General features: G+C 46.2%; 12 protein-coding genes. 11 read left to right on the forward strand and 1 reads right to left on the reverse strand.

From position 1 onward, the window contains the following. Window positions 1–80: 80 nt before the first annotated feature. The 7 genes from NST34_RS03355 (at window position 81) to corA (ending at window position 6,963) form a co-directional block, all read left to right on the forward strand. The gene (locus tag NST34_RS03355) at window positions 81–911 is read left to right on the forward strand and encodes an alpha/beta hydrolase family protein (protein WP_042124053.1); all 831 of its coding nucleotides are present in this window, start codon (window positions 81–83) and stop codon (window positions 909–911) included. 85 nt (window positions 912–996) lie between these two features. Then, entirely contained in the window at window positions 997–1,773 is a 777-nt protein-coding gene (locus tag NST34_RS03360) for a DODA-type extradiol aromatic ring-opening family dioxygenase (RefSeq protein WP_341127124.1), read from the forward strand. A 242-nt stretch (window positions 1,774–2,015) separates the two neighbouring features. Continuing rightward, entirely contained in the window at window positions 2,016–3,113 is a 1,098-nt protein-coding gene (locus NST34_RS03365; RefSeq protein ID WP_341127125.1) for a DUF3048 domain-containing protein, read from the forward strand. Between the two features lie 202 nt (window positions 3,114–3,315). Further along, window positions 3,316–3,933 (forward strand): DUF47 domain-containing protein, encoded by a 618-nt coding sequence (locus tag NST34_RS03370; RefSeq protein ID WP_042184774.1) that lies wholly within the window; start codon window positions 3,316–3,318, stop codon window positions 3,931–3,933. 13 nt (window positions 3,934–3,946) lie between these two features. Next, window positions 3,947–4,939: an inorganic phosphate transporter gene (locus tag NST34_RS03375; protein ID WP_341127126.1), complete on the forward strand. Its 993-nt coding sequence runs from the start codon at window positions 3,947–3,949 to the stop codon at window positions 4,937–4,939. 251 nt (window positions 4,940–5,190) lie between these two features. Further along, on the forward strand, window positions 5,191–5,406 hold the full coding sequence (locus NST34_RS03380) for a hypothetical protein (protein ID WP_341127127.1): 216 nt from the start codon (window positions 5,191–5,193) through the stop codon (window positions 5,404–5,406). 597 nt (window positions 5,407–6,003) lie between these two features. Next, window positions 6,004–6,963 (forward strand): magnesium/cobalt transporter CorA, encoded by a 960-nt coding sequence (gene corA / locus NST34_RS03385; protein ID WP_042184779.1) that lies wholly within the window; start codon window positions 6,004–6,006, stop codon window positions 6,961–6,963. A gap of 16 nt (window positions 6,964–6,979) precedes the next feature. Here the strand turns inward: corA and NST34_RS03390 are convergent, their stop codons facing one another. Next, window positions 6,980–7,549, reverse strand: coding sequence for a tyrosine protein kinase (locus NST34_RS03390; protein WP_341127128.1), 570 nt, complete (start codon window positions 7,547–7,549; stop codon window positions 6,980–6,982). A gap of 430 nt (window positions 7,550–7,979) precedes the next feature. Here NST34_RS03390 and NST34_RS03395 point away from each other — a divergent pair, with 430 nt between their 5' ends. The 4 genes from NST34_RS03395 (at window position 7,980) to rlmD (ending at window position 11,745) form a co-directional block, all read left to right on the forward strand. Continuing rightward, complete coding sequence (locus NST34_RS03395; protein ID WP_019913624.1) at window positions 7,980–8,270, forward strand: YerC/YecD family TrpR-related protein; 291 nt, start codon at window positions 7,980–7,982, stop codon at window positions 8,268–8,270. A 3-nt stretch (window positions 8,271–8,273) separates the two neighbouring features. Continuing rightward, window positions 8,274–9,044 (forward strand): sirohydrochlorin chelatase, encoded by a 771-nt coding sequence (locus NST34_RS03400; protein WP_341127129.1) that lies wholly within the window; start codon window positions 8,274–8,276, stop codon window positions 9,042–9,044. Window positions 9,045–9,272: 228 nt separating this feature from the next. Beyond that, complete coding sequence (locus NST34_RS03405) at window positions 9,273–10,163, forward strand: diacylglycerol kinase (RefSeq protein WP_042184783.1); 891 nt, start codon at window positions 9,273–9,275, stop codon at window positions 10,161–10,163. Between the two features lie 106 nt (window positions 10,164–10,269). Continuing rightward, window positions 10,270–11,745, forward strand: coding sequence for a 23S rRNA (uracil(1939)-C(5))-methyltransferase RlmD (gene rlmD / locus NST34_RS03410; RefSeq protein WP_341127130.1), 1,476 nt, complete (start codon window positions 10,270–10,272; stop codon window positions 11,743–11,745). The last annotated feature ends 541 nt before the right edge of the window (window positions 11,746–12,286 follow it).

The raw sequence follows: 12,286 nt of genomic DNA on the forward strand, positions 1-12,286 counted from the left end.
ATAATAAGAATATAATTCACACTAAGTTAATCGGAATTCTAATAAATTAAAATAATGATTAAATATAGGAGGTTACGGCAATGGAACGGAATATTGTAATTCGGCATAACGGCGAAGAATTGACAGCGAGCATCCATTATCCGAGTAAAGAGAAGGGAACTTCCACACGTTGCAAGGACAGATTGCCATTAGCTGTAATCTGCCATGGATTTGTGGGTAACCGGATTGGAGTCGATCGGATATTTGTCAAAGCAGCTCGTGAGCTGGCGCAAGACGGATATATGGTCATTCGATTTGATTATGCGGGCTGCGGCGAGAGCAGCGGTAATTACGGCGGTGAGGATATGGAGTCGATGATCGCTCAGACTAGAGCGGTTCTTGATTACGGAATTAGCTCTGCCGATGTGGATCCACAGCGTGTGACGCTTATTGGCCATAGTCTGGGTGGGGCGGTTGCGCTTCTGACAAGTATTCGTGATCGCCGCGTGAAGAATCTCGTGCTGTGGGCCTCCGTGGGTTACCCCTTCAATGATATTGTGAAGATCGTAGGGCGGGAGGCGTATGATCGATCGGTGAAGAATGGATCGGCGGATTACGTGGGCTACTCGTTCACACCGGTATATTTCAATTCTTTGGCGGCCTTCCAGCCTTTCCAAGAGGCTAGTAAATTCAGCGGTGATGTGCTCGTCATTCATGGTACGTCTGACGATGTCATCCCCGTGGATTATGCATTCCTTTACCAGAAATTATTCTGGACGCGTCCTGAGGGACGATGCGATAAAGAGATCATTTTTCAAGGTGATCATACCTTTTCTTCTGGGCCAGCACAGCAGCAGCTGCTAAAGCGGACAAGAGAGTGGATGAACGAACAGGAGCATGTGCAGACAGAGTGGCAAAATTGGATGATATAGGTGATGGACTTTACTCGCAATAACTTGAAATTAGCGGTAAAATAAAGATGCACACCATATACTGGGTTATGGAGGTTGGCATCCTATGAAATTACCGTCATTTTTTATCGCGCACGGTTCTCCGCTCCTCGCACTGGAGGATAACGAGTATACCCGTTTTCTGGAGCGGCTTGGTCAAGAACTAGAAGCACCACGGGGTATAGTAGTATTCTCAGCGCACTGGGATAGCCCAGAACAGCTACTCACCATGGATGAGAAGCACAAAACACAACACGACTTCTACGGATTCCCTGAAGAAATGTATACGCTGACCTATCCAGCCCCAGGCGATCCAGCTCTAACCAAGCGGATTTCCGAGCTCTTTAAGGGTAACAATCTTTCACATCAGCCCGTTCTGGGGCGAGGACTCGATCACGGAGTCTGGGTAATACTGAAAAAAATGTTTCCGAAAGCCGATATTCCGGTAGTCGCTTTATCCGTCGATTCACTACGTTCTCCCAAGGAACAGTACAATATCGGGCGGATGTTAGCCCCTCTGCGTGACGAAGGCATACTGCTGATAGGAAGCGGTGGACTTGTTCACAATTTGCGGATGCTTAATGAAAGTGATCAGCCTGAAGAGTGGGCGCTTGAATTCGATGCGTGGATTGCCAAGGGGTTAGAATCTTGGGATTTACCTTCACTGTTTGCTTATGAGAAAAAAGCTCCGCATGTTCGTGATGCGGTTCCGTCTTACGGAAGAGAGCATTTCGCACCTCTCTTTTATGCGATGGGAACAGCGGATGGCAGCAGGAAGGCAGAGCGAATATTTCAAGCGTATCAATATGGGACATTAAGCCTCAATTGCTGGAAGCTAGACTAAATGGATAGATACACGCAGGGTACAGCCGGAGATCGGCTGTGCCCTTTTTTAAAATATAAGAAAGTAAAAGTTTCACGCTATGCATTATCCTTATATTTCTCGCTTAAACGTATATCGTCCTAATAAGGACGCTGAAGTCGATTACACTTGATGCAAGCGGATCAAGACAAATGGGACTGGCTGTGATTAAATGGAAGAAACCAGTTAAGATACATAAAACGTTTAGGAGGAACTACAAGCTTATGAAAGTAAACTGCTCTTCTTCCCGTCTATTATCTGCCCTTGTACTAAGTACCCTATTGCTCTCCGCTTGCGGAACAGAGAGTGCAAATAATGTAATTGCCCCGACACAGCAACCTACAGCAGATCCCGCGCCAATTGAAACTATCCAACCTTCGCCTACTGCAGATCCATCTGCTGAACTCGTTTCCGGATTAACAGGTCTTCCCGTTTCTGAAAACAGTCTCCCACGTCCCTTAGCTGTTATGATTAATAATGCTCCAGCGGCCCGGCCACAATCGGGGGTAAGTGAAGCGGATATTTTATATGAGGTTCTTGCTGAAGGTGGCATTACGCGGTTGATTGGTATTTTTCAAAGTCATACCGGAGTGGTCAAAATCGGACCGATTCGCAGTATTCGCCCTTATCTGCTCGATATTGGCGAGAGCTACGGTGGTGTGACGGTGCATGCCGGGGGGAGCCCCGCGGCTTATGCTATTTTGCAAAAAGAGAAAAAAGCAGATATGGACGAGATCGGTCGTGCCGGAGCTTATTTCTGGCGGGACAAAGCACGTAAAGCCCCTCATAATCTCTACAGTAATGCAGCGAAGCTGCGGGAAGGTGCCGAGAAGCTGGGTTATGAGAAAAGTGTGAAAGTGCCAGGGTATCTTTTTAACAATCCAGATTACATACCAACAGGCGGAGAACAGGCCGCTGAGTTTAGCGTAAACTTCTTACTTAAAAGCTATAAAATTGACTATAAATACGATACTCAGCTCCAGACCTATCAGCGTTACGTGAATGGTAAGCCACATTTGGATCTGAATAACAATAAGCCAGTAGAAGCTGCAAATGTGATGGTGATGGGTTCCGATCATAAAGTACTTGATGATGTTGGAAGACTTCAGGTTGACGTGGAGCTTGGTGGAGAAGCGCTGCTCTTTCAGCGGGGACAGGTCACAAAGGGCAGATGGTCGCGTGAGCCAGGTGATGTGATTCGGTTTGTGAAGGATGGTAAAGAAGAGCTATTGTATCCAGGAATCACCCATATTTTGGTCGTCCCTAATGCACCTTCATTTAGCAGTCATGTGGTATATGGCGGAGCAGATAGTGCAACCTAAGAAAGTCGGAATATCCAGTGTTATACAGATTTGTGTTCGGAATTATGGGTAAGTGTTAATAGAGTGTAAAAAAGTTCATTTCTATAGCTTCTATACCTTCTACGGATATGTTAAGATAACAAGGGTTGTCATTCATTTTCATGCTTTTTACATATGGGTGACTCTGTACTCACGGTAATATTATGTAAAGGGGTTTAAAACAATGAAGTTGAGAAAAAAGGACATATTCTTTGAGACGCTGGAAAATATGGCGGATACCATTGTCCAAGCTGCAGATTATTTTGCTCAGAATATCACTGATCTCCAGAATAATGTCGATAGTTTCGCTGCAGAGATGAAGAAGTACGAATCCCAATGTGATACTTACACGCACACCGTAATTAAGGAATTGAACAAGACGTTCATTACGCCACTTGAGCGTGACGACATTATGGACTTGATTACAAGCATGGATGATGTCATTGATGGCTTGGAGGCATCTGCCTCACGTTTCTATATGTACAACCTTCTTGACCCGGATGAATACATTGTACAATTTGCCGAAATCCTTCGTCAGTGTGCTTATGAAATCCAAAAAGCGGTTCATTTGCTTTCCCAGAAGAAGCTGCTGGCCATTCGTGAATATACGATCCGTTTGAATGACCTTGAGAATCAAGGGGACGAAGTCCTTCGTATTTGTACCAAAGCTCTATTTGAAACCGTTAAGGACCCGATTGAGCTGATTAAGCGCAAGGAATTATATGAGCGACTCGAGACCACTACAGATAAATGTGAAGATGTAGCCAACATGTTGGAATCGATCATCATGCGCAACTCATAAGGGGTACTAGAATATGGAAACATCGATATGGATTCTTGGAATTGTTATATTTCTCGCGCTTGCGTTTGACTTTATTAATGGTTTCCATGATACGGCCAACGCGATTGCTACCTCTGTCTCTACACGTGCGTTAAAACCTCGAACAGCTATTATTATGGCGGCACTGATGAACTTTGTCGGAGCTTTGATGTTTACAGGTGTAGCTAAGAAAATTGGCGGAAGTATCACAGACCCCACGTTGCTGGAAAATGGTCTGGATATCATAATAGCCACGCTGATTGCTGCGATTATTTGGAATTTGATCACCTGGTGGCTCGGAATTCCGTCCTCCTCCTCTCATGCACTGATCGGCGCTTTGGCTGGTGCAGTATATGTGGGTGCAGGTTCGTCGCATATTAACTGGGGCGGATTTGTGGAAATTGTCGAGGGGTTGATCTTCTCGCCAATTATTGCATTTGTTATCGGTTATATCATCATGATAGTCCTGAAATGGATTTTTGCAAAGCGTAGTCCACATACGGTTAATAAGGGCTTCCGTTCCATGCAGGTTGTGACGGCGGCATTACAGTCGTTTACTCATGGTACGAATGATGCGCAGAAGGCGATGGGGATCATTACCTTTGCCCTCGTTACATCAGGACGCCAAGAGACTATGGATGTAATCCCTCTATGGGTTAAGATTGCTGCGGCTACGGCTATGGCACTCGGTACCTCCATTGGTGGTTGGAAGATTATCAAGACCATGGGTACGAAGATTTTCAAAATCGAGCCGATCAACGGCTTCGCGGCTGATATTTCCGCGGCTTCCGTTATTTTCTCGGCAACACTGCTTCATTTGCCAGTCAGCTCCACACATGCTATCACTTCAGCGATCCTGGGTGTTGGCTCTGCGAAACGCTTCTCTGCCGTGAAATGGGGAGTAGCTGGACGTATTGTAGTTACTTGGTTTATTACGATTCCAATCAGTGCGGTATTAGCCGGTCTGATTTTCAAAATCATTTTTTAAATCCCTTTAATAAAAAGATGTCAGTTAGCCTTTGGCTGCGGACATCTTTTTTTGTTGTTTGGGTGGTGAGGGGCGAGAGCGGTATAAATCCCGTAGAATTGACGGGATTTGGCGATTGGAGGGGAAAGAGCGGTATAAGTCCCGTAAAAATGACGCAATTGGGCGATTGGAGGGGAAAGAGCGGTATTAATCCCATAAAAATGACGGAATTGGGCGATTAGAGGGGAAAGAGCGGTATAAATCCCGTAGAAATGATGGAATTGGGCGATTGGAGGGGGAAGAGCGGTATAAATCCCGTGGAAATGACGGGATTTGGCAATTGGAGGAGAAAGAGCGGTATAAATCCCGTAGAAATGATGGGATTCGGCGATTGGAGGGCAAAGAGCGGTATAAATCCCGTAGAATTAGCTAAGTTACGTCGAAAAAGCATAAAGAGGGGCATAAATACCCCAGAATTGGTGAAATAGCGTCGAAAAAGCATAAAGAGGGTTATAAATGCCCTGAATTGGCGAAATAGCGTCGTATAAGCATAAAGAGGGGTATAAATACCCCAGAATTGGTGAATGACGTCGAAGAAGCATAAAGAAGGGTATAAGTGCCCTAAATTTGCAGAGTCTAGCTCGTACAACCGAGAGTGGCTAAAGCTTGGATAAGGTGCGTATGAGCTTATGTCTGGGCGTAGCTATTTGTGCATCTGTCGAATCTAAGCGGCGGGTTAGAATTTAAACTAACTGATCATTAAACAAATCACTTAATACGATTTGATTAAGTTCGGTGACAACCCAACCCAACCCAACCCAACCCAACCCTATTTACTCTATCCATTCTTTCCCCGCCATCTGAGGAGCATCGTTATATACACAATGAGCTGAATAATCAGAGGGAGAAGAGGATGAACGAAACTTACTAAAGAGTATTCCATCCTTTCCGGAATGGGACGCTATTGAATAATGGAGCCTCAGAGCTACGACTTCACGGCTGAGATTCTTTTTTGTTATTTTTGGAAGACTCCACTTCTTGCGGTACAATAGATGCGTGGAAGAAGATGAAGCGGAGGAACATTTATGATACGTACACTTGCGGTGACGCATACAGGTGAGGTGCTGACAGACATACCTCTGCAGGATATCCGGCGGGAGGATTATGCATGGATATGGGCAGATTTTGCTACACCTACGGCAGAGGAGACATTGCTGCTGGATCACTATTTTCATTTTCACCCTTTGGCGATTGAGGACTGTATGCATGTGCTACAGCGGCCGAAGCTGGATCATTATGAGGAAGTACAGTTTTTTGTGCTGCATGCGCTGAATGAAGAGACGCTGGATGCTGAAGAGATTGACCTTTTTTTGAGTGCGAATTACCTCGTGTCCTATCATCATCAGGAAAAAACAGAGATGAATGAAGCTTGGGAGCAGGTGAAGCGTGAAATACATAGTCGTAAAGGCTGGTCGGGTGGTCCGATGGCGGCTGCATATACTGTAATGGACAAGCTGGTAGATAAGTATTTTCCATGCCTCTATAGTTTAGAGGACGAGCTTGCGGATCTGGAGAGCAATGGCGGCAGTGAGTCGGTGGAGGATTTGATGAGCCAAGTGTTTAATGTGCGCGGAAGGCTGCTCAAGATGCGGCGGACGATTGTGCCGATGCGCGATTTGATGTACCGGATCGTGAATTCGCAGCATGTCCAGAGCAACGGTGAGGAACGGATTTATTTTGGCGATATCTATGACCATTTGTTAAAACTGTCGGATATGATTGAAGCAGATCGAGAAATGACTGCGGATTTACGTGATAGCTACATTTCTCTTAACTCCAACCGGATGAATTCGATCATGAAAACATTAACAGTAATCACCACCGTATTCATGCCGCTGACGCTGATCGCCGGAATTTATGGGATGAACTTTGTGGTAATGCCTGAACTCGAATGGAAGTATGGGTATTTTGGTGTTCTGCTGTTTATGCTGGTGGTGGGTGTTAGCATGTTCAGATGGTTCCGGCGTAGTGGATGGTTTAAGTAAAAATAAAACGTCACCGCTATTTGCGGCGACGTTTTCCGGTAGAGGCAGTAGAGCGCCGGCGTGTGGTTGTAGTAGATTTACGACGCCCAGAGGTGGAGCGTCTTTTTTTGCGCCGACTCGGACTGAACATTGCGGCATCCTCTTCGGCTGCCAGTGCGCCTGCTGCTCCTTTTCCTTTGCCGAAGCTACCCATGAAGAGCTTAACCATCGGAGCCATCTGCTGGAAGCCGGACATCACCTTCTGCACTTTACCCATGGAGTTTACGATCCCGTCAATACCGCCCATTCGGTCGATGATACCTTTGATTTGCTCCATATTCCCACCGATTCCGCCCCCGCCGCCTAAACCGCCTAAGCCGCTAAGCAATCCGGCAAGCCCGCCGCTTGCCTTTGTTGTAGCTTCAGCAGCAGGAAGCGCTAGAGCTGTTTCAGTGGCAGCTTCTGCTCCTAAAGCGGGAAGGATTGCGCTCTCACCTGGGGGGGATGAAGGCGCATATGGACTGAGCCCGGGGTAAGCAGATGCATTATAAGTATCGGTCAGTGAACGCTGGTTCCGGCGGGAATGATTATAGTAATGATCAGGCATAATATCACATTCCTTTGTTAGTGGTTTGCTATACTGTATGTCATGGGCGAACATACGGTATAGACGAATGCCCGGGTTACCCGTGATAGGAGCGGAAAAGGGCGAATGCCTATAATCGTCTTTAAGAAGTGAAAAAAGCGTGTACATGCTTGATTTTCGGCGCTTATGTAGTACTATAGTGTAGGTGCTATTTCTTATGTAGGAAGAAACAAACGTAGTTTGATACATATTGAGTGTGCGCCACAGGTGGACGTTTGTCCATCGATTTCACTCTTTACAGCGTGAAATCGTTAATGCTTGAAAAATGCGCTCCAGTGCAATATAGTAAAGGCAGGATAGTCGCATGAGGTTTATGTTTCCGGAGCTAGTTTTGTACGGAGCTTAATTAGAGAAACTAATGCTGATAGAACTTTTAGGGGATGAAAAGCTGATGCAACTTAAGAAGTTGAATGATAAAAGTATCGACCAATTATTTGAAGCTATTTTAACGTTAAAAAATATGGAAGAATGTTACGTGTTCTTTGATGATTTGTGCACTGTGAACGAGATTCAATCGCTGTCGCAGCGATTGGAAGTAGCGCGTATGCTCGGCAAAGGCTCCACCTACAACCAGATCGAAGCAGAGACGGGCGCAAGCACAGCTACGATTTCCCGTGTAAAACGTTGCCTGAACTACGGCAATGACGGATATAAATTAACGCTGGAACGTTTGGGACGCTAATTTATGGTACCGGGCGTACTTATTATCAGTCATGGCTCTCGCGATAAGGCTTGGGTGTCAATCGTAGAGGAGGCCGTAAGCGGATTATCGCTAGGTGAAGAGATTCCTGTTGTGGTCTCTTTTTTAGAGCTGGTAGAGGGCCGTCTGATTCAAGATGGAATAAATGAGCTGGAACACGCAGGGATCACAGATATTATTGTGATCCCATTGTTCGTTTCCTCAGGAAGCACACATGTCGATGAGATAGAATATGCACTTGGCGCCAAACCTGAGCCTGAACGTGAGACGGATTTAGCGCTGTTCTCAGTGAAGGCTAAAGTTCACTACGGTTATCCTATCGACGATGATCCGGACATCGCTGTAATGATCTGGGACAAGCTACGTGAGCTGTCTACGGAACCGAAGCGAGAGACGATTTTGCTTGTGGGTCATGGCAGTGTATATGATGGCTTCCGGCAGCGCTGGCAGAAAGGTATATCTTCGCTGGCGGGACGTGTACGTGAGGTAAGTGGCGTAGCGGCGGCCGACTATGGTCTGCTGAGTCCGGATAGTATAAGAAGCAAGGTAGAGTATTGGCAGGAGCAGGGTCACGAGGTTCTGGTGGCACCGCTTTTTTTGAGTGAAGGCTATTTTACTAAGCATGTGGTTCCTAACAGACTTAAAGGGTTAACCTATAAGTATTCTGGTCAAACGCTTCTGCCCCATCCCCTTCTTCCGCATTGGATTGAGAGACAGGTAGAGACACTCCTCGAACAGATTCGAATGAAACGATAAAGCACCTACCCTTGAGCACACTTAATCATAAAAAAAGTGCCCACATCTGTGGATAATACGGGATTTGTTGCATACACATATAAATAGTTGTTTTTCTCTAACTTAGTGTCATTAATTGCTGTATAATGGAATATTTGCATGAAAGGGCCTTTAACATTGATTGTAGTGGTCCGAATTAGGTATAATCAATTAGGTTATTCTATTATAAAAACAGGTGGCGTTCCGGTAATGAAAACTGCGAGATTGATTTATAATCCCACTTCTGGACGGGAAGAAATGAAGAAGCGGCTCGCCGATATTTTGGACCGGCTGGATATTGGTGGCATTGAAGCTACCTGCCATGCAACAACCGGAGAAGGCGATGCTATGCTAGCTGCTGCAGATGCAGTAGAACGCGGTTATGATTTGATCATAGCAGCCGGTGGCGATGGCACTTTAAATGAGGTTATTAATGGTATGGCGGAGAAGCCTAATCTTCCCCCGCTCGGCGTTTTGCCGCTTGGTACTACTAATGATTTTGCACGCGCAATGGGGATCCCGAAGAACTGGGAAGATTCCTGTGATCTGATCATTCGCCAAGAGACACGTCCGATTGATATCGGTAAGGCAAATGACCGTTATTTTATTAATATAGCAGGCGGCGGTAGTCTAACCGAACTGACATATGAAGTTCCTAGTAAGCTGAAGACCATGATTGGGCAGCTTGCGTACTATTTAAAAGGTATTGAAAAAATGGTCAGCCTATCTCCTCAGGAACTAATCATTCGTGCCAATGGGCAGGAAGTTATTCATGATGAGTTTATGCTGTTCCTGATTGCAAATACGAATTCTGTTGGCGGCTTCGAAAAGCTTGCTCCCGGCGCTCGGATCGATGACGGTCTATTAGATGTTATAGCGGTTAAAAAATGCAACCTGGCAGAGTTTGTCCGTTTGGTCAGATTGGCTCTTCGTGGTGAGCATTTGAATGATAAGAAGGTTATTTATTTCCGTACGGATGCGATGGATGTAATCTCTCCAGGACATGTCCAATTGAACTTGGACGGCGAACTGGGTGGAGAACTGCCAGGGCGATTCCGGATTTTGCCACAGCATTTGCGGATTTTTGCTGAAAATAACTAAGCTAAGAGCGATTGAAGATTATTGTGGATATATAGATATGATAATGATTGAAGGCATTTGATTGGGTTTATACAGCGATGATAATGAAAGAAGTGAACTATAAATAATGAGTAAACACCGCAGTGGACGCAGCACCAGCCGCCCAGTCGGCAAGGCGCCTGTCGCCGGACTGCCTGTGAATAAAAATGATGAGGTTATGCTCGATATTATCGGCATGACCCATGAAGGTGAAGGGGTAGGCCGCGTAGAAGGCTTTACCCTTTTTGTGCAGGGAGCTCTTCCCGGAGAGAAGGTCCGGGCAAAGGTGCTCAAGACCAAGAAGCAGTATGGCTACGCCAAGCTGCTGAATTTAGTAGAGGCGAGCAGCGCCCGCATCGCGGCGCCTTGCGAGATCTATGACCAATGCGGCGGCTGTCAGCTGCAGCATATGGACTATGCGGCACAGCTGGCGTGGAAACGGCAGCTGGTGGTGGACAACCTGGAGCGGATTGGGAAGCTCCGGGTGAGTGGTGGTGGCGGAGACGCTGGAACGGATCCGACAGGGGGTATTCTCGTCCGCCCTACACTGGGCATGGACGAGCCTTGGCGATATCGCAACAAGGCTCAGGTGCCGATCGGTGTAACCGAAGGCGGCCTTGTGGGCGGCTTTTACGCGAGAGGAAGCCACCGGATCATCGATATGGAAACATGCTTGATTCAGCATGAAGATAACGATGACGTTGTGCGCAAGGTGAAAGAAATCGGACGGAAGCGCGGCATTACTGCTTACGACGAAGAATCCGGCAAAGGCTTACTGCGTCATGTCGTAGTAAAGAAAGCCTTCCGTACTGGTGAGATGATGGTCGTACTCGTCACTAATGGCGAACGCATCCCACATCTGGACGAATGGATCACTGAGATCCGCCGTGAAATCCCAGCTGTTACAAGCATCTGCCAGAACGTGAATACTAAGCAGACGAACGTAATCTTCGGTGATACAACACGTACCCTTTGGGGGAACGATGTTATTTACGATTATATCGGCGATGTGAAATTCGCGATTTCTGCCCGTTCTTTTTATCAGGTTAACCCGGCGCAAACCGAGGTTCTCTATGGTAAGACAGTGGAATATGCAGGACTTACGGGAAACGAGACTGTTATAGATGCTTATTGTGGCATCGGGACGATTTCATTGTTCCTTGCGCAGCATGCTAAACAGGTCTACGGTGTAGAGATTGTACGTGAGGCGATTGAGGATGCACGGGCGAACGCCACTTTGAATGGTATGGATAATGTAGTGTTTGAGGTAGGCGCATCTGAGGATGTAATCCCTAACTGGAAAGAGCAGGGGATTACGGCAGATGTTATCGTGGTCGATCCTCCGCGTAAGGGCTGCGATCCACGACTTTTGGAGACGATTCTGGCGATGAAGCCGGAGCGTGTGGTGTATGTATCGTGTAATCCATCGACACTGGCAAGGGACTTGCGGATGCTCGAAGATGGCGGGTATAAGACTGTGGAGGTGACTCCGGTGGACATGTTCCCGCATACGGTGCATGTGGAATCAGTGGCTTGGCTGGTGAGGGTTGGTACAGTGAAATGAAATCCTTTTATTTACCGGGGATTTCCAATATGGTACAGATTAAAAATGTTGGTGGTACAGATGGCGGAGAAGAGACTTGATGTAAAATTGATGTGAAATTGATGTGAAAATCCACCCAATTTCAGCCTAAATGAACAGAAGACACCGGGAAACTCCTGTGCGTCTTCTTTTTTGTGCTTGTACAGAATCAGATTCAAATATCGATTTGAGTGTAACTGTTCAAAGAAAATTAAGTATTAGGCTAGCTCCAATATAAAAATTGAAGGAAGTTTTGAACTGGAAAAAAAGTCCTGGACAGCCACTGGTTTATTGAACCAACGTTTCCCTTAGCGGAATCACTACGAGTAAAAAATTATCTAGTCATCACCCATTTATTTTAGTGGATGATTTCATCTAAAGTTCCCTTATTTTCGAACCCGTAGGGTTGTCTGCCTAATTACGTTTCCCCGAATTCTCTACTGGCAGACCTAGGGCCAAATGGCCCGTAGCGTGAATACACTGTTATCTGATGGGGGCGACTTCTTGAAATTACTAAAGCCTT

This window comes from Paenibacillus sp. FSL H7-0714 (assembly GCF_038003765.1).
Taxonomy (GTDB): Bacteria; Bacillota; Bacilli; order Paenibacillales; family Paenibacillaceae; genus Paenibacillus_AQ.